This is a genomic window from Photorhabdus noenieputensis, assembly GCF_018448935.1.
Lineage (GTDB): Bacteria > Pseudomonadota > Gammaproteobacteria > Enterobacterales > Enterobacteriaceae > Photorhabdus > Photorhabdus noenieputensis.
Genome location: NZ_RCWC01000002.1, coordinates 202,488 through 227,164, shown reverse-complemented (window position 1 = coordinate 227,164; position 24,677 = coordinate 202,488). Strand labels below are relative to the sequence as shown.

Below are 24,677 nucleotides of genomic sequence, written 5' to 3'. Positions count from 1 at the left end.
GCTGGCAAAATGAATTATCACCAATACTACCCTGTTGATGTGGTTAACGGCCCCGGAACCCGCTGCACACTATTTGTCGCCGGGTGCGAACATCAATGCCCCGGTTGTTATAACAAAAGTACCTGGCGGGTGAACTCCGGCCAGCCATTTACACAAGAAATGGAAGACCGTGTAATTTTTGATTTACAGGACAAACGCATTAAACGACAAGGGCTATCTTTATCTGGCGGAGATCCCCTACATCCATACAATGCACCCGCGATCCTGAAATTGGTAAAACGGATTAAAACAGAGTGCCCAGACAAGGACATTTGGCTTTGGACGGGTTATCGGCTAAAGGAACTTAGCGAAATTCAACGGGAAATTGTCAGTTATATTAATGTGCTAGTGGATGGCAAGTTTATACAAGATCTTTATGAACCCGGTTTACTATGGCGTGGTAGCCGCAACCAGATTATTCATAGATTAAGATAATTTTATCGCTGCCAGCAGATTTTCTTACCAAATCCAAGCGTATTATCAGTCATTTTTATTTCACTGAGATTCAATTGCCAAATAGGTGTTTTAACAGCAATTGCTACAGGAAAACGGCGGCAATAACGTGCTCTGGCCGTTTTATCTTTTTCACCCTCAAGACGAATGACTTCCCCTTTGAACTGAATACCTTTTATCTGGGCAATATTTCGAATCTGTCCGGCAATGGTACCTGCAACCTGCGGGTTTACCTGCATCATTTCACCGTGGCGAGTATGCAGTTCAGTCATAAACCAGAAAGCTATTTCATCGGCATTGAAAACATAGAAACAATTTGCGCACCAAATATCATTACCGGCTGCTGTACAAAGCGTTAGAACATGCTGTCTTGCGAGGTATCTATGGATAATCTGAAAGTTTTCAGTGGCGTTCACTCTCTCTCCAATAGCAGGATTATATCTGCCTGGAAGCCCAGAACCACGCCGGGATAAACATCATCCTACGGCGTGTTCTGACATCTCCTGACAGGGCCAGGGTTCAGTGTGTTCTACTATAAATTAGTTATAAATTTCAGCAACACCTGATAATTGATTCTTACCACCCGCAGAGATAATACGGAAAGAGGATGCCCCTGCTTTGTCAGCTTTTTTGGACAATTCTGCACTTAGGGTTTCCAAAGTATCAACCCCCGTTACAGAAACGACACCAGCTTTCGGAGAGGAAGAAGTTTGAACTTCTTTTGCCGCCATACTACCAAAAGAGATAGCACTTAAAGTTAAAGCAACAGCGATATATTTTACGTTTTTCATACTATGATCCTTGATCAATTTTTAGTGGAATGAGTTACTCTCTGTGATGTGGATCATAGTATGCTCTAAAGGCCGGAATAAAAATTAGCAATTATTGCTATTCTATTTCAATTTTTTTGAATAAATGATGCGGCGTATAGCAAATCGATATGTAACGGGCTTTATAAAACTGTTATATTATAATAAGTTAAACTAAATTATTCAGAAAAACGATATAGAAAAACGTTCGAGTAAAATATAAATATCAAAAATAGAAAATTCAGAAAAAAATTATATGACTGAAAATCAATGGGTTATTTACTTACTGAGAACAAAATCAGGCATGCTCTACACCGGGATAACAACAAATATCCACCGCCGTTTTGCACAACATAAAAACGGGAAAGGAGCCAAGTCACTGAGGGGGAAAGGGCCATTACAGCTAGTTTTCAGTCGTCATGCCGGAGACCGCTCTAGTGCCTCACGGCTGGAATACCAAGTAAAACAATTAAGTAAACAGCAAAAAGAGAGGCTGGTTATTTGCCAGCCTGTCTGTGTAGCAGAATATTTAGCATCAATTAGAAACGGCCAAAGTGTGGGGAGTAAGTAACCAATCCCTGATGGTCAGCCAAAAAACTATCAGCTAATTCATACACCTGAAAATAAGATTCACACGTTGGCCACTGGCAATACAACTGGTGCTCACTGGCAAGTGTAAAACCAAACCGACGATAGTAGTGTGGATCACCTAAAACAACGACGACGCCATAACCAAATTCATTCAGGCTATCCAAACCCTCATACACCAGCTTTTCACCAATCCCCTGCCGACGATATTCTTCAGCAACCGCTAACGGTGCCAGACCAACCCATTGGTGATCTTCACCATTAATATCCACCGGACTAAAAGCCACGTAACCGATTACCTGGCCTTCGTCATCTGTGGCGACCACGCCTAACGTCAATAACCCATCTTCCCGCAATTGTTGGACCAATTCCGCTTCCGCCGAGGTATCAAAAGATTGCCGTAATAACCGATCTATTCCCGCTGCATCTACCGGAATTTCTACCCTGATCAACATGACAATCGCGCAAGATCGGATTGATCCGCGCCCTCCGGCAAACTCACTCTTATACACTCAACCAATTGCAACAAATCTGCACAAAGAACAGTAAGCATGAATTTCAACGCTATCGCATCTACCAAATTTTTAACACACAACCCTAATTCTGTACGGATAACTATCAGAATCAGATCATTGGCTTCGTCGCTGAAACTAACCTCTTCCTGCTTATACTGGTTGACAACTAAATGACTAGCACGGACAGTAGTAAACCAGCACAGAGTAAGATTGTGGATTTTTCCTAACACAGCTCAGACTCCTTACTTGATAAAGTAACGTAGCTATTTAGCCAAAATATATCGGCATTCCCCGATCCTACATCAAGAATCCAATACAGACCTAACTGTAAATATTACCTTTTAATTATTGTGGTAATATCTGACTATAAACTGCGCTAAATCAAAACATCTCATCATTCCTTTAATTACAATATCTAATCATTTATTGTTTTATTCCGGTATCTTATATGGAGTAACTTTGTCTTACGAAAAATTTATTTACGTGACAAGTTATACAGATAACGAAGCAGATACTCATTTATATTTGTCTGAAATATGATATCGAAACCCGTTATTCCTCAATCTGATAGCAAAATAAAAATATCATATAAACATACAGTTATAGAAAAAAATGTAAACATAAGTTGCATACTAAAATTAAAATTTACACATACTGATTATAGCCGATGGCAAACTTTTGGCTTAAGGTATGACTCTAGTCTATATGTATTTTTTAAGTTATTTAGAGAGATAATGTTAAAAAGCACATATAGACTTTAATTAAGATTCTCTTCTGGATTGATTATCCTTTAGCTGAACTTTCACAAGTGTATATAGTTTAGTCTTTATACAATAAATAGGAATGATGTATGGAAAGCCAAGATATTTATTCAAAATCCATTGGTAAGAGGATCAAGCTATGGATGGATGAGCGTTTCCCACTACAAAATGCGCCGCTTTTCTTTCTCTTTTATATCATCAGCTATTCCGTAGCTTTTTATTCAATTGGAGAAAAGCCTGTTTTGTCATGGGAAATCCTGCTCGGGTGCCTGATGTCCTTCTCCTATTTCTTGCTATTACGGATATTCGATGAGCACAAGGATTATCAACTGGATTGTGAACATCATCCACAGCGGATTTTACAACGCGGCATTATTACGCTGAAAAATCTACGGGTGCTTGGTATCTGTTGTATCGCATTACAACTAGGTGGAAGTCTATTTTTAGATCGGGGAATTGGCTCAGTTACTTTTGCCTGGCTGTTGGTCTTTATCTGGACCTGTCTTATGGGGAAAGAGTTCTTTATCGGTGAATGGTTAAACCAACACCTTACTTGGTATGCCATTTCCCATATGCTGGTCATGCCACTCATTATCTGGTGGTTGGCCAATATCGCCACTCCTAACCTCACACTCAATTTCCCAATATGGGTTTTGATGGGGTTGTGTTTTTTCTCTGGATTCAGTTTTGAAATTACACGCAAGTGTAAAGGCCCAGATGAAGAACGTACTGAAATACCGACCTATTCATCTATTTTCGGCAGAAAAGGGGCTGTCGCTATTATCGCGTCATTACTCACCGTAATGTTGATATTACAGATTTGGCTAATCCGTATCACCACTGATGGTATAGCGTTATGGGCGTTAATTATCTTGGTCGTTTGTTATGCATTATGTCTATGGCAATTAAGTAAATTCCTCCGTAGTCCCACTATCCAAAATCGCAAACGTGATGAAGCTGTCGTGGGAATATTTATGGTGCTAGGTTACTCGGTTTGCGCTGCCAGCATCTTAATAAAGCTTGGATTTGCTTAGGTATTAAAGGAAATATAGTTATGTTGCAAAAGAATATCCAATCATATGTAAGTGATGCATCAGATAATACCACTGATCACATAGAAAACTGTGCGCGAGGTTCTATTCTAGAATTGTCACGTGACATATTCAGCATCAAAAAACACCAAGGGGCATCTGCCGTCCGTACAGAAACAACCCAAGTAAAACTATTGCCCCGCCGCCACCTCTACACCTACACCGAGGAGGCCCGACAAAAACGCCTGGATTATTTGGCAAAACATACCGGGCATACATTGGAACACGTGGCACATACCCATCTGGATGCGACCAAACTGACAAAAACCATTGAGGGATTTATTGGTTCAATAGAAATCCCTGTGGGGATCGCCGGCCCTCTCTTGATAAAGGGGCAATATGCTCAAGGGATATATTATGCTCCACTTGCTACCACAGAAGGCGCTTTAATTGCTTCGGTATCCCGTGGTTCTTCCGCCATTACGCAATCAGGGGGGACGACCGCGCGCGTACTCGGTCAACGCATGATACGAGCCCCGCGTTTTGAATTTCATAGCGTCTCACATAGCATTATGTTCAGTGATTGGATCAAAGAACATATCAGCGAATTACGGTATGAAATAGGACGCCATTCCAAACATGCTCAATTGTTGGAAATAAAACCACATATCATCGGTCGCAGCGTCCATCTGCAATTTATCTACAATACAGCCGCCGCCGCAGGTCAAAACATGACCACCATCTGCACTTGGTATGCATGTCAGTGGATCCAACAACAGTTAGCCAAAATGGCGTTTATACCACTATGTCACTTTATGATCGATGGTAATACGTCTAGTGATAAAAAGGTGTCTTATCAACCTTTCATCGAAGGGCGTGGAACTCGTGTAGTGGCTGAAGTTTATTTAGATGCTGAATCCTGCCAGCAAATCTTGCGAGTCACGCCACAACAACTTGTCACGGCTTATCATCATGTCAGCGAAGGCGCTATCGCCTCAGGGATGATCGGCATAAATATTAATGCCGCAAACGTAATTGCCGGGATGTTTACCGCTCTAGGGCAGGATATTGCCTGCGTACATGAATCGTCAGTCGCCCACTTGCACATGACATTAACTGCCGATAATCGTGTCTATTGCAGTATTACACTACCCTCTCTAATTGTCGGTACCATTGGTGGCGGAACCAATCTACCGCACCAACGTGAATGTCTGAACATGTTGGGCTGCACCGATGAAAACGGCACCGCTCGCCTGGCTGAGATCATCGCCAGCTATTGTCTGGCCCTTGATATTTCAACGCTGTCAGCCATTGCTGCGGATGAGTTCGCCCAATCGCATGAAAAACTTGGCCGCTATCGCCCTGTCACCACTAACAATATTACTGCGCATACCCCACAGGAACTTGATCTCTCCTTCTTCCAGCAAGCAGATTTTAACCCTGTATTACAAGGGGCCCATTTGACCACGATCAAACCTAAATTTTCTGGCAGTGATGAGCACAGTATGCTGACCCATCTGAGCTCAAATTATGCGGAACGTTTAATTGGCTTATTTCCTTTTTCCATGACGACATCCGCACAGAACAATTTACCCGTGATGCTGAAACTGAAACCTCTGGGGAGTGAAGTCGTTAATATGATACTGGATATTGCCAAACACTGTTCTCCTGAGTTGTTTGCCGTTTTCCAGGATTTTGAACATCAGCTTGAATTCAACCAAAGCCATAGCCGTGAGCTGGCTATTATGAACCAGCAAGATCCACGGCTGATGCTCTATATTCCAATTATCTATGGTGTAATTGAAAACGAAGCAACCGGAACTTATGCCCTGATTGAAGAATTGCTCCACGATATGGTGTTAATGAACAACATTAACCTGGAAACACCTTGGAAGCAGTATCACCTTGAAGCCGCCATCCGAGGAGTCGCCGATATTCATTCTATCTGGTTGGGACGAGAAGAAGAGCTCACGTGGAAGTTCCCACAAATGCAAATTGCGAATGCCGATACAGTTTCCCAAATGAAGCCCTTGTGGCAAAAACTGGGCAATTTTGTCCACCAAACATTCCCTGAGTTGTTCACCGCCGAAGAAGAGAAAGATTTCCAGTACTGGGTAGACAATGCCGCCACCTGGTGGAAAGAAATCGAACAGATGCCAAGAACATTGATCCACGGTGATTTCAACCCACGCAATATTGCTTTCCGGCAACAGGAAACAGAGCTACGTTTATGCGCTTGGGATTGGGAGTTGTCTACTTTGCATCTACCACAACGCGATCTGGCAGAACTTCTGGCCTTTAGCTTAGACCAACAAAGCGATGCGGATAAGGTGGCCTATTATATTGAACTACACCGAGTTGAACTTGAGCAAAAATCGGGGCTATCTCTTGATCCAATAAATTGGCGTCGTGGCTATGAATTAGCGCTGCGTGATTTATGGATGAGAAGAATTCCGCTTTATATGATGGCCCACAATGTTGTTGGCTATCCATTTATGGAGCGCACAATGAAAACGCTCCGCTGGCTTATTTCATTAACACGGAATAAATAATCAACCGAATAAACTATTTAATTTACTCTTCCTCTAGAATAAGGGTGCAGCAATAGCTTGTAATACATTCATATCTTATTGATATATTCACGCCAACAATATTACGTGCAAATAAGACCATGATGTAAGCAAAGTATCCTATTGCTGCATTGGTGGAATAATATGAAATATCTCTACACTCAAGATAACGCTATTGAATTGGCGGAACATTCCTTAGGTGGCAAAGCGGCCAATTTATTATGGCTTACGCAAAACGGTTTTCCTGTGCCTAATTATTGGATCATCAGCAGCGAGGTACTCAATAGCCTACTCATCAAAGACACATTTGCAAGCAACATCATAGAGCAGTTGGCTACCGTACCAAATAATATCAATCAGGAAAAACTCGACGCTATTGCTGCGCCATTACGTCAGTGGATACAGTCGATTCCATTGCCTGCTGAATTAGAAGAAGAATTGGCTCTCTTATCGGAGAATCACCCAGATACATTTTTCGCTGTTCGCTCATCAGCCATTGGCGAGGATGCCGCTAATGCCTCTTTCGCCGGGCAGATGGACAGCTACCTATTTCAACGGGGTAAATCAGCTCTGGCCAATAGTTTACGTGCTGTGATGGCCTCAGCTTTTAACACACGGGCATTACAATATCGCCTACACCAACAGCTACCGATGGGCAATATAAGTAGTGCTGTCATCATTCAAAACATGGTTGCCGGTGAGGTTTCTGGTGTCATGTTTACTGCCCACCCAGTTACGGGTAGCAGGCAACATTGCCTCATCTCATCCGCTTGGGGCACCGGAGAAGGTGTGGTTTCCGGCGAATGCGATACCGACGAATTCTCAGTTCATCTCACTACACCTGAGATTGAACGCCATATCACACAAAAAGAGACAGCAAGTGTTTTCGATACCACCAATGGCAGCGGTACAGTAACAATACCCGTCGAGGAAGAAAAACAGTGGAAGCCGACCTTACTCGATAATGAAATCTATGCATTACGAAATATCGGCAAAAAAATCGCGGCAGAACGGGGATGCCCACAAGATATCGAATGGACGATTCAAAACCATAAAATCTTTATTCTACAGACCCGGCCAATAACCCGATTGCCACGTCTGGATGATAAAAACGAACGTTATATTATCTTCGATAATTCCAATATTCAGGAATCTTATTGTGGAATAACAACACCGCTGACTTTTTCTTTTGCTCGCGCCGGTTATGCCACCGTTTATGAACAGACAATACGTGCCTTAGGTTGCTCGGATAAACAGGTTAACCAGCATCGTGCCATGTTGGAAAACATGCTCGGTTTAATTAAAGGCAGGATCTATTACAACATCAACAATTGGTATAAAGGGCTATTATTACTCCCCTCTTTCCAAACCAATAAAAAAGATATGGAAAGAATGATGGGGCTAGAAGACCCAGTTGACTTTGTTGAGGATAAAACACTGTCGCTCGGCGATAAAATAAAGAAACTGCCAAAAATGGGGTGGGCACTTCTGCGCCTGTTATACGCTTTCAGAACTATGGATCAACGGGTAGAACTATTTTTAGAGCAGTTCAAATGGCATGCCGCCGCCATAAAACAAACAGAACCGCATACTTGTAACAACGGCCAATTAATCGAGAAATTAAAATATCTGGATGAACATCTGCTACGACGCTGGACAACGCCGATCCTGAATGACTTCTACGTGATGATGTTTAATGGCCGGGTAAATCGAGAGCTAATTGCTGCCGGTATTGAGAATTCATCTGCATTATTAGGTGATCTTCTCTCTGGGGATGAAGATATCGAAAGTACCCAACCAACCAAAGTGTTGTTAAAGATGTGCCAATACGCGCGCCAGCACCCTGAGTTGTGCAACCTGTTAACCCACGGTGATGCTCGTACCCTGTTGACCCAAGTACGCCAACTCGATGAATCATTCCACCAGCAGTGCACCGATTATATTAAAAAATATGGCGATCGCACGATGGGTGAATTGAAGCTGGAAACCATCACGTTAAAACAAGATCCCAGTTTTCTATTTCTGATACTAAAAAATTACCTTGCTATCGATACTCTTACTCCAGAGACGTTATCTAGCCGGGAAAGAAAATTGCGCACTCAGGCCGAAAATACGGCATTTCAGCAAATACACGAGCGACTTGGCTCCAGCCGTATGAACGCCTTCAAAAAGAATTTGCAGAAATTGCGTCAGGCGATACGTCACCGGGAAAATATGCGCTTCACCCGGACTCGTATGTTTGGGCTATACCGGGATATTTTCATACAACTTGGTCAAGCCTATGCACTAGAAGGCATTCTCGCTGAACCCCGCGATATTTTTTACCTCACGTTAGAGGAGATCTACAGCGGCTACGAAGGAACAGCAATACAAACCCAACTTAAGCCTTTAGTTGCCATACGCAAGCAAGAATATGCCAGCTACGAAAACGAGGATGAACCCGCTCATCACCTTTTCATTAGAGGCTCACTGTATCAACAGCAAGATTACAGTTATCCCTATCGGGAAAAACAGGCCCCAACTGATAGCAACGTGCTACAAGGCATAGGTTGTTATCCAGGGCAGGTTGAAACAACTATCCGATTAATTAAAAACCCACAAGATGAAATGTCGCTGGCAGGTCAGATCCTATGTACTGTGCGTACCGATCCCGGTTGGGCACCATTATTCCCTACAGCCGGTGGGTTATTAATCGAACGCGGTTCTACTCTCTCACATTCCGCCGTTGTTGCCCGTGAACTGGGTATCCCCGCAATTGTTGGTATTCCTGCCGTCACACAAATTTTGCAAGATGGCGATCGAGTACGCATGGATGGTGCAACTGGAAGTGTTGTCCGCTTGCACGACACCACAACAGAAGAACAAGCATCAAGGAGTGAACATGTCTAATATCTTCATGGGAGAATGGTCTCCGGCCAATCCACTGCCTGAAGGTTTTCTTGACCTTCCGCCAATGATTTATCGCGATTGGCCGCTCTGGCCTGGCGAAGACCGGGAAAAAGTGCAACAACAGTTCAGCCCAAAGAATTCCTGGTTTAATCACAGTAAAGCTTGGGTTGGCTGCATTCCTGGGAAAACCCGTCTTGTCGGCTTTTTAGTACCTCATAGGGTTGATGGCCGATCTGCCGCATTTTTCGGCTTTTGGGAAACCGATAATGACATAGCAAGCAACACTATGCTGTTTAGCGCCCTGGAACAATGGGCCAAGGAAAATGGTGCACGTAATCTCTACGGCCCCATTAATTTCTCAACTTTCGGAGATTACCGCGTTCGACTTGATCATTTTGAGGTCCCTCCCTTTGAGCATGAGCCTTATAACCCTCCTTACTATCCTCTTTTGTTAAAAGAGTTAGGGTTTGATATCCGTTATCGCTATACCTCGCTATTCGACGATACTCAGGCAATAGCAGGCAACTTTCAACAAGCTCATCAACGCGCACAAAAACTTCCTGATATTCAAGCAACATTATTGCCGTTAACACCGGAATTATGGATGCAAGAACAGGTTAAACTTTATTCTTTTATCGACTCAGTATTTGGCGAAAATTTCGCTTATACCACGCCATCTTGGTCAGCCTTTCAACAGCACTGTGGTGAAGAGTTTATTAAACCTTTTTGCCGTTATCCTGCGTCATTTCTGGCTAAAACCACCAATGGCGAAATTGCCGGGTTACTTCTGAGCCTATCAGTTCTACAAAAAGGTCAGCCCGCTATCGGGTTGTTGAAAACCGTGGCAGTCGCACCGCAATACCGGGGCAGTCGGTTGTACAACACGCTGTATTGTTCATTTGAACAGAGCGCCAGGCGTATTCACCCTCGTCTGGGAGGCGCTCTGATGCGTGAAGATAATACATCGCTCAAGACCGCAGGACGGCTTTTCAATACACCGGCCGCCACTAAGCATCAATATGCGCTTTATTACAGGAGGATCGCATGACAAATATTTGTCAGCCAATTGTCAATGCAGCCCAAAAACACCCTGAGCATTTAGCCCTGCAAGTGCCACATTCATTGGAGCACAGTAGTGGCTTAAGCTTTCAGGAGTTTTTTTCTCATGCCTCCCATTTCCAGCGTCTATTAACCCAAGCCGGATTCGTCGCTGGCGATCGCTTATTGGTGATTGTTCAACCAGGCTTAGTACTTTATCCATTGCTTATCGCTATTTTGGGGCTAGGGCTCGTTCCAGTTATGCTTGAGCGCGGGCTTGCCAAAAAGCAACTGAGGGAGATACTGCGCCGCAATAAATTATCGGCGGTGATCACTCAACCTACGTTAGGAAAATTCTGGTTTTTGATCCCTGAGCTGTGGCGACTGCGACGTTTTGTCATCGGCCAACGTATCTGGGGCATGAAAGTGCTGGAAACATCCAGTCAACATTTACCTCTGAATAGCTTTATCTGCCGAGACTTACCGCCGGATACAACCGGGTTAATTACCTTTACCTCAGGTTCCACCGGCATACCCAAAGGCGCAAACCGCACTCATGACAGCCTGCTAGCACAACTTTATGCCATAACAGCGCTTTTTTCTGAGGGAAAGAGGGAAATTGACCTACACAGTTTCCCCGTTATGGTGCTGCACTCATTGTGCTGCGGCAACAGCAGTATTCTGCCTGATTTTGACTTTGCCCATCCCGCAACCGTCGATCCACAGAAGATCGTCAAGCAAATGCAAGACGAAGGTGTTACATGCCTCAGCGGCGCTCCCGCCTATATGAGCAAAGTCACCGGTTATGCTAAGAGCAAAGGGTTGTCATTCCCCAACGTGCGAACAGTCATCGTAGGTGGTGCACCTGCTAACAAGGCTTTGCTTGAGAACTGCCTGACCGTCTTCCCACATGCTCGACATTTAGTGGTCTATGGTTCCACTGAGGTTGAACCGATCAGTACCGTCGAAATGACGACTCAATTAAACCACTGGGCAACGCATGATGGTTATCTGGTCGGAAAACCGGTGACACAAGCAGAAATATGTATCCGGGAAATAACTACCAGCCCCCAACAAATTACTCCACTGCTCGCCGGTAATGTCGGTGAAATCTTGGTTGCCGGGCCTCATGTGCTCAAAGATTATATTGATAACCCTCAAGCAACGAAAGAAAACAAACTCCCACGTAAACAGGGAGGCATTTGGCACTGTACCGGTGACGTTGGCTACCTAGACACCACAGGACAGCTCTGGTTACTTGGACGGGTAAAAGACAAAGTGGTGCTAGAGGATGGTCGTATCATTCATCCCTATGTACTGGAAAAAAGGATCAATGAACTACCAGAGGTCACTCAAAGTGCGTTGGTGCTACATCCTTTAGGCGGAGCCGCTCTGATACTGGAAAGCGCTACTCTACCGACAGATTTACCCGCTATTTTAGACCAGTTGGCGCTCACGCTAGTTACCCGTATTTATTATGTTAATTCTATTCCGGTCGACATTCGCCACAACAGCAAAATAAATCGCATTGCGCTGATCAATATGCTTAGGAAAGGCCAATTGTCCTCCGTTCCATACAAGGAAAAATAAGGAAAAGCTATGAACAATAATCATTTTATTATCCAGTTAAACAGAGCGGACTATATTACTATTGGTGGGGCGGTATTTAGCGCTCTTGCCGTGGCAGCCGCGTTACAACACTGGTATTACTTAGCCATTGCTTTTTTGTATCTTGCCATGCTTGGCGACGCGCTCGATGGCATGCTAGCCAGAAACTTAAATATTACGCGCCCATTTGGTCGTTATCTTGATGGATTTATGGATCAACTTATTTACTTGATCTCTCCAGCCATTATCCTCTATCTTTCCGGTTATCAATCTTGGTATTCCCTGTTTATTATCTTAATGATCATTAGCGGTTGCCTGCGATTATCTGTATTTAATGAAGTCGGGAATATTCAAAATGAAAACCAACTCTCCTATCTCGGCATGCCCGTATTCTGGAGCTTATTTATTATCAGTGGCTACGCTTTAGTAAGCTTGGTAGTCGAGCAGTGGTTAAGTCATCTCCTACTGACATTAGCGCTCCTTACATTCAGTATCGCTATGTTATGGGATCGCCCGTTTTATAAGTTCAAGAGTCTCAATACTATCATCAGTACAACACTTGCAGGGTTTGTTTTATTTACAGGTCTTCATTTCTGGAGTCTTTATGCTCAATAGTTTTTATCATGGATGGATTTTAATAATCCCCATCATCCTTGGTGGTTGTTTACATATGGTGATTGTGACGAAAAACTATTTTTCCCGCTGGGCTATTCCAGTACATCAACGTTATTTTGGTCGCAACAAGACTTGGCGTGGTTTTATTGTTGTACCCATTATTACCGCACTATTTTCACTATTGTGGTTAGTTCCCGGCTTCGGAATACAGGACACTGTTATTCCCCAAACTATTTCCTCCTGTTTATTTGCTGGTTTTCTGGCGGGTTTCGGCTATGTTCTTTTCGAACTGCCAAACTCCTGGCTAAAAAGGAGACTCGGTGCCCCACCGGGGCAACACCCGGAACAAAATAAGCGATTGTTTATTTTATTCGATCAACTTGATTCTGCTATTGGCATCACAATAGCCTATTTCATTTATCTTAATCTTACTTATATCGATGCATTTTTCGTTTTCCTCTGTTTTTTAATCAGCGCCTTTGTCGTTAAGAATATACTGTTTTTACTTTCGCTGAAAAAAACGAGATTTTAAGCGAGGAAATCAGACAGAAATATTGCAGGAAAATGGCTTCCTTTAACGGAAGCCTCTTAGAACAAGTAGATCTTAAGTATCACCACCAATAGAACACACATTCTGTAGTATTACTTCGCAGTTAAAGATAACTCAACACCACATGCAGCAGCATAACGTTTAAGTGTGTGCCAACTAGCTTTCGTTACATTCTTCTCAATACGGGTAACCGCAGACGGATTAATTCCCATCCGTTTAGCTATATCTATTTTCTTTAGACCCGCTTTTTCCCGCCACTCAGTGAGTTGTTCCAGCAGCTCATATTCTTCTGTAGCCTCAACATAGGCTTGTATAGCTTCCGGTGTATTAAGAAGTCGCTTTCTCACTTCTGAATGTGAGATAGGAGTTACTTTAGCCATATGTCATATCCTCCAATCGTTTCAGTGCTAACTCTATTTCAGATGGTGGTGTTTTATCTGTTTTCTTCACAAAGCATCGTAAAATGTAAACCTGCTTCCCTTTCTGAAAAACAAATAATGTTCTTGCAATGTCTGAACCTGAAGCCCGTAACTCAAATAAACTATCCCGAACGAGTCTTGTCAATGGATAACGTAGTCCATTACCACGTTGCTCTAACTGATCCAGTAATCTTGCCATCTTACCCCGAAGTACGCCAGGTAAGTTCTCTACTTCCTCAGCAGCTTCAGGATGATACAAAAGTTCAAACATCTTTCGATCTCCCTCAATTGAGTTAAAATTTAACCTATACGTGAAATTCATGCAAACGATAAATTAATTTATAGGGCAAAAGATCAGATTTTCGTACAGAAATCAGCTAAGAATACCGAAGCAATCCGTTTTACCAACAATGACTTTGGTATATCACGGATAGTATTTCCATAAGTATTTTCCATCTCATATCGGTGAAATTGACCGCTCCTGACAACACACCAAAACTATTATTGGTTCTGTTATATGATTCTGAAAAAACAATACATAGAGAGATATTTAATGGTAAGTACTAGTTATTAATGCGATTACCATGACTTTATCTACCCAACTGAATTACATAGATAAAAAATTATAATGAGTATAAAAATAGAACATATATGCACCACTCTATCTGGTCATTTTTCTATCGCACTAGAATAAATCACGAATTAGGAAATATAAATCATCACTTAAACACCTTACGCAAATAATAGGTTATTTTCCTTAATTCACCGTTACGCACCATACCTATCAAAATTCCTAGCAGAGTATAAATCACACCAAGAACCAACATCATAGCGATATCTCCCAATACATTCTGTACTGGCAATCCCATCTGGTTAACACCGGCAATCGCTTTTGTTGCCCAAGTAGACGGTAAAGCAGAAGAAATTGCTCTCACCCAATCAGGCATTGCTTGTACCGGCCAGATTGTGCCGGAAATATAGAACACAGGCGTGGTAAGCAAGGCGATCGTTAAATAGATCATTTCTACACTGCGCATACATTCTGTTACTAATTTACCTAATCCAAGTACAGCCAACATAAACAAGAACGTCAGCATTAATAGCAACGGAATAGACGCCTCCTGCCGGTATCCCAACACCCACGGCCAAAGTACAAAAAAGATAATGGAGAGAAAAAGCCAAATCGGTAATAACGCCGACAACGCTCCCAAATAGACAGGCAATGGGGGTTTACCTTTCGGTGTCCCACGTATCGTAATACTAACCCGCACACAAGATATCAATAGCGAGTGTTGTAATAACATCACCAATAAACCGGGAAAAACAATTGCGGCAAAACTAACACCAGGGTTAAATAGCCCAACAGTTTCACTACGAATCGGCATCAGTAATAATTCTGTCTGTTCAGGACTAAAACCATATTTTAATAATAATTTGCTGTTATATTCGTTTAGCAATTGCCGGTGAGCAGAGGTCAACTCTTGCTGAATTTGTCCATTGGCAAGCCGACTGGTTGCATCGCCATAAATCGGAAAAGTGATATTTTTTCCATTAAGGATATTTTTCTCCAGATCCGCCGGGATGATAATGATCGCAAAAATTTCACGCAACAGTAGATCGTGACGAGCATCAGCTAAATTATCATAGCTGTGGACAGCCATTTTAGCCGTAGAATTAAGCTGGCGTATCAAAGCCCGACTAGCAGAGCTGTGATCCTGGTCGATCACGGCAACCGGAAGATCCCATACTGTTGGCCGGACATATACCAAACTCATCATACACAAGGAAACCAGCATCAACATCCACATAGGCTTTTCCAACATGCCCATTAATACCCGGCGAAAAGTTTGCCAATACATCTGCATTATTCATCACCCTGTGGCAAGCCAAGCCGTTTAAATAACCGGTTTCGTACTAGCAGAAAGCAAACGACCGGATAAATAAGCAATAAAGCACAAACAGATAAAATACCCAGTAAAGAAACTTCACGCAGAAAAATATCAAACATCGCATTTAGCGCATGCGTCAAAGGCTCAATATTGGCAATTATCCGCGCCGGCCATATCATTGATAATTCCGGTACCGACATACCTGAAAAAGTCGTCGCAATACTGACTAGCACTCCAATTAAACTGTAAGCCGTCAATATGCTATTAGTGAAAGTAAACAGCAACAAGCCAATACTTTGAGCAGCAATGACATAGCAGAAACCCACTATTACCATATATATCGGGTTACCATTCACTTTTGCATCAAATACACCAATCAGAGCAGCCAATTCAACAATCAACAACAGAGTAAAAAACAGGGTATAAGGTGCCAATTTTCCCAACAGCGCGAAAGTAAATGGTTTCATTGTCATCAGTGTTTTGCTGCGTGCCATGCTATAAATCGTGCAGGTTACAACAAAAAGCTGTAACAAATGGATTGTGGCCGCAAACTGCTGATAATAGATGTAACTACCGCTGGCATTAAAAAGGCTGTCATAAACGAGCGTAACATTGGCTAATGGCGGTAACTGATGGCCCATTTCTGTCGCCAATATGGAACGATACTTCGCATTAATCTCTGCCATTAACCCACTGAGATCTTGAATAGAGTAACTTCCGGCACCATAAAACAACGCGTTGTAATACATACGCACAGTTGGCTGGTTTCCTCTGAGCGCATTAGCTTCAAAATCGTGTGGAATATAAAGTAAAGAGTAATCCTTGGCACTACCAAGCCGTTCAAGAGATTCCTGTAATCCCCCATCATAAGATTTAATCTGCGCATGAGAAGCCGCATTCAAGTTACGTATTAGATGACGTGACAGCGGACTCTGATCATTATCAACCACCGATACTGGCAGATTGAGCAATGTCCCTTCTGAGAAATTAGCGCTGATCAGCACGAATAGCATCAACGGAAATAACCAGCTTAACCAGTGAAAAACTGGGCTACGAATCACAGCCCGAATTTCTTGGCTAAAAGCGCGTTCGAAACCACGCCATGCAACCTTGCTTCGCATCAGTCACCTACTTATCCCAACGCCACAAGGCACTCATACCAGGACGTAAACCTTCAATAGGCTGTAAGGAATACAAGCGCACTTCAAAGGTTCTTAAATCGAAATCACCGGTGGCACGAGTGGCACGTTTAGTCGCGTAATCACCCATCGGAGAGATATAACGAACTTCGGCTTCAACCTCTTTATCACCTAGCGCAGGAATACGAAGTTTAACTTTATCCCCTTTGCGCACCTTTGCCAGAATGTCTTCCCGCAGGTTATAAATAAAATAAGCTTCTGGTACACGGATTAATGTCACTAAAGGACTATTAGCACTAAATAATTCACCAACTTCTGCCGGAATCGGCCCTACTTCCCCCGCGACAGGTGCTTTGACCTGCAAATCATTACTCTGGGTTTGTAACTCAATCAGTTGCTGTTCAGCCTGACGTAAAGCCGCTGCATATTTCTGGCGCAGTTCAATCCTGTCACCATGCCTGCCTTCATCCAGTGCCGCTTTTGCGCTCTGCATTTTCTGATAGGCAACATCTCTACTTCTGTGAGCATTATCCAGATCGTTCCGTGAAACATAACCTTTAGATGCGACATTCTGAATACGATCATATTCACGTACCGCATTATCATATTCGGCCTGAGCTTGTGCCAAATTTGCTTCCAAATTCCGAATACTTTCTTCACGGGTTCCATGAAGAGATTGTTCCAACTGCGCTTTGGCTTGATCACGAGCAGCTTCCAGTGAAGCAACCTTGGCCAGTAATTCAGGGCTTTCGAGTGTAATCAGCAACTGGCCTGCCTTAACATCATCTCCTCGTTCAACGTGACGTTCGATCACTCGCCCCTTAGCTTTAGATGCCACAATCACTTCCGGTGCATCAACTTCACCTTGCAACAATAAATATTGGTTATGAGAATGAAACAACACAGCCATTGCTGTGAGCAAAATCACCAGTAAAATCGTAAAAAGTGTTCTTTTTTTCATGATGTCTTACACATCCAAAATTACCCGACTCGAAACTAACGCTATAGCTTCTCATTGTTCTACGGAAAATTTCTTATATGTTTGTGCGTATAATCACTGACAGAAAGGAAAACGCTTTATAATAGTGTAGTGGTTTATGATTATTGTCAAATATTAACCTACTTAAACTAAACTTTTAATAATATTATTAGCTGTTTCTGTAAACTAATAACATCCACAAATCCTCCCGGAAAGTCTATGTACGAATTTAATCTCGTGTTGTTATTACTACAACAGATGTGCGTTTATTTGGTTATCGCCTGGCTACTAAGTAAAACACCACTATTTATTCCGCTGTTACAAGTTACTGTACGTTTACCTCATAAACTGCTGTGTTATGTCACTTTTTCCATTTTCTGTATCATGGGAACCTATTTTGGTCTGCATGTAGGTGATTCCATTGCCAATACTCGTGCTATTGGCGCAGTCCTTGGCGGACTTCTGGGTGGGCCCGGTGTCGGCGCGCTGGTGGGATTAACTGGCGGGCTGCATCGCTATTCCCTTGGCGGGATGACCGCTTTCAGTTGCATGATATCGACCATTATTGAAGGTTTAATCGGCGGCATTATCCACAGCTATCTGACGAAACGTGGTCAGATAAATCGACTGATTAATCCCTGGACAGCCGCTATCGTCACGTTTTGTGCTGAAGTAATACAGATGGGCATTTTGCTACTGCTCGCTCGTCCATACAGTGAAGCATTAGTGTTGGTCAAAAACATCGCCATCCCCATGATTGTCACCAATAGTATCGGCGCAGCAATGTTTATACGTATTCTACTTGACCGACGCGCAATATTTGAAAAATATACTAGTGCATTTTCTGCTCAAGCCCTGAAAATCGCTGTCTATACGGAAGGTATTCTGCGAAAAGGATTTAATGAAAATAACAGTATGAAGGTAGCAAAAGTTATTTATCAGCAACTGGGAATAGGCGCAGTGGCTATTACAGATAGAGAAAAACTCCTGGCGTTTATTGGCATCGGTTCCGATCATCACCTCCCTGGAACGCCTATTTCTTCAGAACAATCCCGTCGAGCAATTGAAAATAATGAAGTGGTTTACGCCGATGGCAATGAAATACCTTACCGTTGTTCAATCAATCCAACCTGCAAACTCGGTTCCACCCTGGTCATTCCGCTACAGGGAGAAAATCAGCAAGTTATCGGCGCAATCAAACTTTATGAAGCCAAAAATCGTCTGTTCAGTTCAATTAACCGCCCCCTGGGGGAAGGTATTGCCAGTTTGCTATCCGCCCAAATCCTCGCAGGACAATATGAACGTAACAAACAATCACTGCTACAATCAGAAATTAAGCTGCTTCATGCGCAAGTGAATCCTCACTTTTTATTTAATGCTTTAAATACCCTGCAAGCAGTGATCCGACGGGACAGTTATCAAGCAGGGCAATTAGTACAATATCTCTCAACCTTTTTCCGTAAAAACTTGAAACGGTCAGAAGAGATTGTCACGCTGTCTGATGAAATAGAGCATGTGAATGCTTACTTACAAATTGAGAAAGCACGTTTCCGTGAGCATCTGCAAATAAATATTGAACTGCCGGAATCTTTGCTTCACGCCAAATTACCCGCTTTTTCTCTCCAGCCAATAGTAGAAAATGCAATCAAACACGGCACATCACAGTTATTAGAAACTGGCAGGGTTACTATTCGTGCTCATCAGCAGAATCAATTGTTGATACTGGCAGTAGAAGATAATGCCGGTCTTTATAAATCAGTCTCTATGGGGGATGGACTAGGAATAAGTCTGGTAGATAAACGGCTACGACTTCGCTATGGTGAAAATTATGGTGTGCAAATAGATTGCCAACCAGAAAAATTTACCCGCGTAATTTTACACTTGCCACTCATTAAAGAGGCTAATAAAACTGTGTGAATATGAATATATTAATTGTTGATGACGAACCGCTTGCACGCGAAAACCTACGTTGTTTGCTAGAAGAAGAGCATGATATCCAAATTATTGGCGAATGCGCCAATGCCGTTGAAGCCATTGGTGCCATATATCATCTAAAACCCGATGTTGTATTTTTGGATATCCAAATGCCACGTATCACCGGGTTAGAAATGGTTGGTATGCTCGATCCAGAGCATCGCCCCTATATTGTTTTTCTGACCGCATTTGATGAATATGCAATACAAGCGTTTGAAGAACACGCATTTGACTATTTATTAAAACCTCTGGAAAAAAATCGTCTAACTAAAACTTTACAACGATTACGGCAAGGACATCAGAAACAGGATATTTCCATCCTTAAAGTGGAAGAGCCGCTGAAATATATCCCATGCACCGGCCACAGCCGAATCTGGCTTGTGCAACTGGATGAAATCCTTTATGTCACCTCCCGTCCAAGCGGAGTGTATGTTATGTGTACCAACGGACAGGAAGGATTTACTGAACTAACACTTCGTACATTAGAAACCCGCACACCCTTGATGAGAAATCATCGTCAATATCTGGTCAATATGACCCATCTGCGCGAAATCCTATTTAGTGATCACGGACAAGCCGAACTGATTCTACGCAATGGTAAAACTATTCCCGTCAGCCGCCGTTATTTGAAGCCATTGAAAGAGGCGCTAGGATTGAAGTAATCATGACATTCATCACATTTTAGCAGGTTAGTCAGTTCTTACTCACCGCTCACCTGCTGAATCTGACCACTTAACCCGCCATACAACCACTCACTCAGACGCTCCCTTATAGCTTCCTTTACCTATGACAAGATACGAGTAAAAATTTATAACTCTCAGGAGAAGAGAAATGCAACACGCTCTCACATTTGTCATTGCAACGTTGTGTATTCTAGTTATCTGCTACCGCTTATACGGCGTATTCTTCGTTAAAAAGGTACTGAAAGCAGATGACAGCGAAGTTACACCTTCCCATTTACTGGAAGACGGTAAGGATTATGTACCCACGAAAAAATGGGTCAATTTTGGTAGCCACTTCGCAGCAATCGCAGCCGCAGGACCGCTGGTTGGCCCTGTGTTAGCAGCTCAATACGGTTATCTGCCAAGTATGCTATGGCTATTAATCGGTTGTGTTATCGGCGGTGCCGTGCATGATACGGTTGTTTTATTCGCCTCAATGAAACATAGCGGTAAATCCCTGTCAGAAGTTGCCAAAACAGAACTGGGCCCAATTGCTGGTTGGTGCACCGGCCTTGCCATGCTGTTCATCATTACTATTACTATGGCAGGTCTATCAATGGTGGTCGTTCACGCGCTAGAACGTAACCCTTGGGGGACATTTGCAGTATTTATGACCATTCCGGTCGCAATCGGTGTCGGTCTATGGGAACGCTTCACAGGTAATATGCGAGGAGCAACTTGGGTAGGTATTATTACCATTATGGCTTGTGTGATTGCTGGCCCTTACATTCAAGCATCCGCCTTCGGTGAATGGCTGAGTCTGCGTACATCAACTGTTAGCTTGGCACTGCCAATCTATGCATTTTTTGCAACCGCTCTGCCAGTATGGATGCTACTGACTCCCCGTGGTTATCTTTCCAGTTTTATGAAAATCGGTGTATTCGGCGCGTTAGTTGTGGGTGTCATCTTTATTAACCCAGAGATCCAATTCCCGGCAGTCACTGAATTTATTCATGGCAATGGCCCTGTACTGGCTGGTCCGGTGTGGCCGTTTATCTCCATCACCATTGCGTGTGGCGCTATTTCTGGTTTTCATGCATTTATCGGCTCTGGCACCACACCAAAACAGATCGATAAGTGGAGTGATATTCTGCCAGTTGGTTTCGGTGCCATGCTGGCAGAGTGTGTCGTTGGCGTCATGGCGTTGATCGCTGCCACTTCTCTATATCCTGCTGACTATTTCGCAATTAACTCCTCCCCAGAGGTCTTTGCTACACTGGGTATGGATGTTATCCATCTACCACAACTGAGTCAGGAAATTGGTCTGGATCTGTATGGCCGTACCGGTGGTGCAGTCACATTGGCAGTTGGTATGGCAGATATCTTCACCCGCATCCCTTGGTTCAGCCAGTTAGCATCCTACTTTTTCCAGTTCGTCGTCATGTTCGAAGCTGTATTTATCCTGACAGCGGTTGATTCCGGTACACGTGTCGCCCGTTACCTGCTGCAAGATTTCCTGGGCGATATCTGGGCACCTCTGAAACGCATTAACTGGTTACCAGGTTCCATTGGTTGCAGTATCGTTGCCTGTTTACTGTGGGGCTACCTACTGAATTCCGGCGATATCAATTCAGTTTGGGCGCTATTCGGTGTATCCAATCAATTAATGGCCTCCATCGGCCTGATGATTGGTGCAACAATTATCCTACGTCTGTCTGAAAAACGCTGGTATATGCTGACCTGCCTAATACCTCTGGCTTACCTGTATGTTACTGTGAACTATGCTGCTTACTGGATGGTGAAGAATGTTTACTTCAACTCCGCAGCAAAAGGTTTCAACATCTTCAACGGAACAATCTCCATTGTGATGGTTATCCTTGGCGTTGTGATTACGGTCTCTTCCATTATGCAATGGCTGAAACTGTGGCGTGCTCGCAGTGCAGGTAATTCAGTTGAAATACTAACTAACTGATCTCTTTTTGCATATCAAAAGCTGCCTTTTGTACAAAGAGCAGCTTTTTTATTATAAAAATATTAAATCAATTAACTGATAACAAAAACGGCTCCTGTAAAAAGAGCCGCTTTATTATTTAAATATCAGTTCAGATGATTACTGTGCGTTACTATTGTTGTAACGACGGCGTGGAGCAGATGAACCATGATCATCGGCACGACCACGGAAATTGCCACGGCTCTGACCTTCACCACGACCTTCTCCACCACGACGTTCACCATTGAAGCGACGGCCACCACCATTGAAATTCTCACGATCACGGCGAGGACCACTACCATTACCGTTACCATTACCGTTACGCCCACCACCACGACGTTCACGGCGCTCAAATGGCTGTGCATCACCCATTAACTGCATATTCATTGGCTTATTCAGAATGCGGGTACGGGTAAAGTGGGACAATAAATCACCTGGCATGCCTTTTGGCAATTCAATCGTGGAATGTGTCGCAAACAATTTAATGTTGCCAATATAACGGCTGCTGATATCACCTTCGTTAGCAATCGCACCAACAATATGACGAACTTCAACACCATCATCACGGCCCACTTCAATACGATACAACTCCATTTCACCGACATCACGACGTTCACGACGAGGACGATCGCCACGTTCGCCACGATCATCAAAACCATTACGACGACGATCATCACGTTCATTGAATTCACGACGAGGACGACGTACCGGATCTGGCGGCAGAATCAATGGACGCTCACCTTGCGCCATTTTTAATAATGCTGCGGCCAGCGTTTCTATATCCAAATCTTCCGCAGGTTGCAACTTAGACAACAGAGTACGGTACTGATCCAGATCGCTACTTTCCAACTGCTGCTGTACATTAGCGGCAAATTTTTCCAGACGACGCTGACTCAACAACTCTGCATTTGGCAGTTCAACTTCCGGGATAGTCAGCTTCATTGTACGTTCAACGTTACGTAACAAGCGGCGTTCACGGTTTTCTACAAACAACAACGCACGACCTGCACGCCCTGCACGACCAGTACGGCCAATACGGTGAACATAAGATTCAGCATCCATTGGAATGTCATAGTTAACGACCAAACTGATGCGTTCAACATCCAGGCCACGCGCTGCAACATCAGTTGCAATCAAAATATCCAAACGGCCATCTTTCAGACGTTCCAATGTCTGCTCACGCAGTGCTTGGTTCATATCACCATTTAGCGCCGCACTGTTGTAACCATTACGTTCCAGTGCTTCTGCTACTTCCAACGTTGCGTTTTTGGTGCGCACAAAAATAATCGCGGCATCAAAATCCTCTGCTTCAAGGAAGCGCACCAAAGCTTCATTTTTACGCATACCGTAAACAGACCAATAGCTCTGGCTGATGTCAGGACGAGTCGTTACACTCGCTTGGATACGTACTTCCTGCGGATCGTTCATAAAACGACGAGTAATGCGACGGATAGCTTCTGGCATAGTTGCAGAGAACAGCGCAGTCTGATGTTCTGCCGGGATCTGGCTCATGATGTTTTCAACATCTTCGATAAAGCCCATACGCAACATTTCGTCTGCTTCATCCAAAACTAAGCCGCTCAGATTAGACAGATCCAAAGTACCACGCTTCAAGTGATCCAAAAGACGCCCAGGTGTACCCACAACAATTTGTGGCCCTTGACGCAAAGCGCGTAACTGAACGTCATAACGTTGCCCACCATACAGCGCAACAACATTCACGTTACGCATATGTTTAGAAAAATCTGCGCACGCTTCAGCTACCTGTACCGCCAGTTCACGGGTCGGTGCCAACACAAGGATCTGCGGAGCTTTCAACTCAGCATTGATGTTATGCAGTAAAGGCAGACTGAATGCCGCTGTTTTACCGCTCCCCGTCTGCGCCATACCGAGTACGTCACGACCATTTAATAAATGGGGAATACATTGTTGCTGAATTGGAGATGGCTTTTCATAGCCAAGATCTTCCAATGCAGAAAGGATAGGTGCTGATAAACCCAAATCAGCAAAAGAGATTTCAGTCTCAGTGGTCATGTAATGGTGCCTCATTAGTTATGGCGGCCAGTCTACATAACGCATCGAAAAAAATTTCGGTCATTTTCATTTAAAATGTGAACTGGCTCAAAGTATTTAATTAAACGAACAAATAAGCCCTCATC

At 43.4% G+C, this 24,677-nt stretch carries 23 protein-coding genes; 12 read left to right on the top strand and 11 right to left on the bottom strand.

The window, feature by feature from the left end; all coding sequences use genetic code 11:
• Positions 1-9 precede the first annotated feature (9 nt).
• The gene (gene nrdG, locus EAE91_RS03135; protein ID WP_214087207.1) at positions 10-474 is read left to right on the top strand and encodes an anaerobic ribonucleoside-triphosphate reductase-activating protein; all 465 of its coding nucleotides are present in this window, start codon (positions 10-12) and stop codon (positions 472-474) included.
• A 2-nt stretch (positions 475-476) separates the two neighbouring features.
• Here the strand turns inward: nrdG and EAE91_RS03130 are convergent, their stop codons facing one another.
• On the bottom strand, positions 477-908 hold the full coding sequence (locus EAE91_RS03130) for a YhbP family protein (RefSeq protein ID WP_214087206.1): 432 nt from the start codon (positions 906-908) through the stop codon (positions 477-479).
• 123 nt (positions 909-1,031) lie between these two features.
• Positions 1,032-1,283: a multiple stress resistance protein BhsA gene (bhsA, locus tag EAE91_RS03125; protein WP_214087205.1), complete on the bottom strand. Its 252-nt coding sequence runs from the start codon at positions 1,281-1,283 to the stop codon at positions 1,032-1,034.
• Between the two features lie 274 nt (positions 1,284-1,557).
• On the opposite strand from bhsA, the gene EAE91_RS03120 reads away from it, so the two are divergent.
• The gene (locus EAE91_RS03120) at positions 1,558-1,872 is read left to right on the top strand and encodes a GIY-YIG nuclease family protein (RefSeq protein ID WP_214087204.1); all 315 of its coding nucleotides are present in this window, start codon (positions 1,558-1,560) and stop codon (positions 1,870-1,872) included.
• Here the strand turns inward: EAE91_RS03120 and EAE91_RS03115 are convergent.
• Together EAE91_RS03115 and EAE91_RS03110 are read right to left on the bottom strand one after the other, a co-directional pair.
• The gene (locus EAE91_RS03115) at positions 1,841-2,344 is read right to left on the bottom strand and encodes a GNAT family N-acetyltransferase (RefSeq protein ID WP_214087203.1); all 504 of its coding nucleotides are present in this window, start codon (positions 2,342-2,344) and stop codon (positions 1,841-1,843) included. The two genes, EAE91_RS03120 and EAE91_RS03115, sit on opposite strands and share 32 nt — an antisense overlap.
• A complete protein-coding gene (locus tag EAE91_RS03110) occupies positions 2,338-2,634 on the bottom strand; it encodes a hypothetical protein (protein ID WP_214087202.1) in 297 nt (98 codons plus the stop codon). Before EAE91_RS03110 ends, EAE91_RS03115 begins: the two co-directional genes overlap by 7 nt.
• Positions 2,635-3,254: 620 nt before the next feature.
• Between EAE91_RS03110 and EAE91_RS03105 the strand changes: the two genes are divergently transcribed.
• The 7 genes from EAE91_RS03105 (at position 3,255) to EAE91_RS03075 (ending at position 13,448) form a co-directional block, all read left to right on the top strand.
• Positions 3,255-4,199, top strand: a complete 945-nt coding sequence (locus EAE91_RS03105; protein WP_214087201.1) for a prenyltransferase — start codon at positions 3,255-3,257, stop codon at positions 4,197-4,199.
• A 20-nt stretch (positions 4,200-4,219) separates the two neighbouring features.
• Positions 4,220-6,748, top strand: coding sequence for a phosphotransferase (locus EAE91_RS03100; RefSeq protein WP_214087200.1), 2,529 nt, complete (start codon positions 4,220-4,222; stop codon positions 6,746-6,748).
• Between the two features lie 162 nt (positions 6,749-6,910).
• Positions 6,911-9,655, top strand: coding sequence for a phosphoenolpyruvate synthase (locus EAE91_RS03095; RefSeq protein WP_244868633.1), 2,745 nt, complete (start codon positions 6,911-6,913; stop codon positions 9,653-9,655).
• A complete protein-coding gene (locus tag EAE91_RS03090) occupies positions 9,648-10,703 on the top strand; it encodes a hypothetical protein (RefSeq protein WP_214087198.1) in 1,056 nt (351 codons plus the stop codon). The genes EAE91_RS03095 and EAE91_RS03090 overlap by 8 nt, the downstream gene beginning before the upstream one ends.
• Entirely contained in the window at positions 10,700-12,283 is a 1,584-nt protein-coding gene (locus EAE91_RS03085; protein WP_214087197.1) for a fatty acid CoA ligase family protein, read from the top strand. Before EAE91_RS03090 ends, EAE91_RS03085 begins: the two co-directional genes overlap by 4 nt.
• Positions 12,284-12,292: 9 nt before the next feature.
• Entirely contained in the window at positions 12,293-12,916 is a 624-nt protein-coding gene (locus tag EAE91_RS03080; protein WP_214087196.1) for a CDP-alcohol phosphatidyltransferase family protein, read from the top strand.
• Positions 12,906-13,448, top strand: coding sequence for a CDP-archaeol synthase (locus EAE91_RS03075; RefSeq protein ID WP_214087195.1), 543 nt, complete (start codon positions 12,906-12,908; stop codon positions 13,446-13,448). The genes EAE91_RS03080 and EAE91_RS03075 overlap by 11 nt, the downstream gene beginning before the upstream one ends.
• Positions 13,449-13,558: 110 nt before the next feature.
• Here the strand turns inward: EAE91_RS03075 and EAE91_RS03070 are convergent, their stop codons facing one another.
• From EAE91_RS03070 to EAE91_RS03050, 5 genes are all read right to left on the bottom strand, one after another.
• Positions 13,559-13,846 carry a helix-turn-helix domain-containing protein gene (locus EAE91_RS03070; RefSeq protein ID WP_011148593.1) on the bottom strand — a complete coding sequence of 96 codons (288 nt, stop codon included), beginning with the start codon at positions 13,844-13,846 and terminating at the stop codon, positions 13,559-13,561.
• Positions 13,839-14,156, bottom strand: coding sequence for a type II toxin-antitoxin system RelE/ParE family toxin (locus EAE91_RS03065; RefSeq protein ID WP_113024729.1), 318 nt, complete (start codon positions 14,154-14,156; stop codon positions 13,839-13,841). The genes EAE91_RS03070 and EAE91_RS03065 overlap by 8 nt, the downstream gene beginning before the upstream one ends.
• A 448-nt stretch (positions 14,157-14,604) precedes the next feature.
• Positions 14,605-15,750, bottom strand: a complete 1,146-nt coding sequence (locus EAE91_RS03060; RefSeq protein WP_214087194.1) for an ABC transporter permease — start codon at positions 15,748-15,750, stop codon at positions 14,605-14,607.
• Positions 15,750-16,895 (bottom strand): ABC transporter permease, encoded by a 1,146-nt coding sequence (locus EAE91_RS03055; RefSeq protein ID WP_214087193.1) that lies wholly within the window; start codon positions 16,893-16,895, stop codon positions 15,750-15,752. The genes EAE91_RS03060 and EAE91_RS03055 overlap by 1 nt, the downstream gene beginning before the upstream one ends.
• Positions 16,896-16,902: 7 nt before the next feature.
• Entirely contained in the window at positions 16,903-17,874 is a 972-nt protein-coding gene (locus EAE91_RS03050; protein ID WP_214087192.1) for an HlyD family secretion protein, read from the bottom strand.
• A gap of 237 nt (positions 17,875-18,111) precedes the next feature.
• Between EAE91_RS03050 and EAE91_RS03045 the strand changes: the two genes are divergently transcribed.
• The 3 genes from EAE91_RS03045 to EAE91_RS03035 all read left to right on the top strand — a co-directional run bounded on the left by EAE91_RS03045 (position 18,112) and on the right by EAE91_RS03035 (position 22,500).
• Entirely contained in the window at positions 18,112-19,809 is a 1,698-nt protein-coding gene (locus tag EAE91_RS03045) for a sensor histidine kinase (RefSeq protein ID WP_214087191.1), read from the top strand.
• A gap of 2 nt (positions 19,810-19,811) precedes the next feature.
• Complete coding sequence (gene btsR / locus EAE91_RS03040; protein ID WP_214087190.1) at positions 19,812-20,528, top strand: two-component system response regulator BtsR; 717 nt, start codon at positions 19,812-19,814, stop codon at positions 20,526-20,528.
• A 169-nt stretch (positions 20,529-20,697) separates the two neighbouring features.
• Positions 20,698-22,500, top strand: a complete 1,803-nt coding sequence (locus EAE91_RS03035) for a carbon starvation CstA family protein (protein WP_214087189.1) — start codon at positions 20,698-20,700, stop codon at positions 22,498-22,500.
• 138 nt (positions 22,501-22,638) lie between these two features.
• Here EAE91_RS03035 and EAE91_RS03030 read toward each other — a convergent pair whose 3' ends face one another.
• Together EAE91_RS03030 and yrbN are read right to left on the bottom strand one after the other, a co-directional pair.
• Positions 22,639-24,552, bottom strand: coding sequence for a DEAD/DEAH family ATP-dependent RNA helicase (locus EAE91_RS03030; RefSeq protein ID WP_214087188.1), 1,914 nt, complete (start codon positions 24,550-24,552; stop codon positions 22,639-22,641).
• Positions 24,542-24,616 carry a protein YrbN gene (gene yrbN, locus EAE91_RS24885; protein ID WP_350385507.1) on the bottom strand — a complete coding sequence of 25 codons (75 nt, stop codon included), beginning with the start codon at positions 24,614-24,616 and terminating at the stop codon, positions 24,542-24,544. Before yrbN ends, EAE91_RS03030 begins: the two co-directional genes overlap by 11 nt.
• Between the last annotated feature and the right edge of the window lie 61 nt (positions 24,617-24,677).

Bases quoted from the DNA above. Each gene is read 5' to 3' on its own strand.
- EAE91_RS03050 (WP_214087192.1), bottom strand. From the start codon at position 17,874: ATGAAAAAAAGAACACTTTTTACGATTTTACTGGTGATTTTGCTCACA.
- EAE91_RS03095 (WP_244868633.1), top strand. From the start codon at position 6,911: ATGAAATATCTCTACACTCAAGATAACGCTATTGAATTGGCGGAACAT.
- btsR (WP_214087190.1), top strand. From the start codon at position 19,812: ATGAATATATTAATTGTTGATGACGAACCGCTTGCACGCGAAAACCTA.
- EAE91_RS03075 (WP_214087195.1), top strand. From the start codon at position 12,906: ATGCTCAATAGTTTTTATCATGGATGGATTTTAATAATCCCCATCATC.
- nrdG (WP_214087207.1), top strand. From the start codon at position 10: ATGAATTATCACCAATACTACCCTGTTGATGTGGTTAACGGCCCCGGA.
- EAE91_RS03055 (WP_214087193.1), bottom strand. From the start codon at position 16,895: ATGCGAAGCAAGGTTGCATGGCGTGGTTTCGAACGCGCTTTTAGCCAA.
- EAE91_RS03085 (WP_214087197.1), top strand. From the start codon at position 10,700: ATGACAAATATTTGTCAGCCAATTGTCAATGCAGCCCAAAAACACCCT.
- EAE91_RS03090 (WP_214087198.1), top strand. From the start codon at position 9,648: ATGTCTAATATCTTCATGGGAGAATGGTCTCCGGCCAATCCACTGCCT.
- EAE91_RS03060 (WP_214087194.1), bottom strand. From the start codon at position 15,750: ATGCAGATGTATTGGCAAACTTTTCGCCGGGTATTAATGGGCATGTTG.
- EAE91_RS03115 (WP_214087203.1), bottom strand. From the start codon at position 2,344: ATGTTGATCAGGGTAGAAATTCCGGTAGATGCAGCGGGAATAGATCGG.
- EAE91_RS03070 (WP_011148593.1), bottom strand. From the start codon at position 13,846: ATGGCTAAAGTAACTCCTATCTCACATTCAGAAGTGAGAAAGCGACTT.
- EAE91_RS03080 (WP_214087196.1), top strand. From the start codon at position 12,293: ATGAACAATAATCATTTTATTATCCAGTTAAACAGAGCGGACTATATT.
- EAE91_RS03045 (WP_214087191.1), top strand. From the start codon at position 18,112: ATGTACGAATTTAATCTCGTGTTGTTATTACTACAACAGATGTGCGTT.
- EAE91_RS03035 (WP_214087189.1), top strand. From the start codon at position 20,698: ATGCAACACGCTCTCACATTTGTCATTGCAACGTTGTGTATTCTAGTT.
- EAE91_RS03100 (WP_214087200.1), top strand. From the start codon at position 4,220: ATGTTGCAAAAGAATATCCAATCATATGTAAGTGATGCATCAGATAAT.
- EAE91_RS03065 (WP_113024729.1), bottom strand. From the start codon at position 14,156: ATGTTTGAACTTTTGTATCATCCTGAAGCTGCTGAGGAAGTAGAGAAC.
- EAE91_RS03105 (WP_214087201.1), top strand. From the start codon at position 3,255: ATGGAAAGCCAAGATATTTATTCAAAATCCATTGGTAAGAGGATCAAG.
- EAE91_RS03120 (WP_214087204.1), top strand. From the start codon at position 1,558: ATGACTGAAAATCAATGGGTTATTTACTTACTGAGAACAAAATCAGGC.
- EAE91_RS03030 (WP_214087188.1), bottom strand. From the start codon at position 24,552: ATGACCACTGAGACTGAAATCTCTTTTGCTGATTTGGGTTTATCAGCA.
- bhsA (WP_214087205.1), bottom strand. From the start codon at position 1,283: ATGAAAAACGTAAAATATATCGCTGTTGCTTTAACTTTAAGTGCTATC.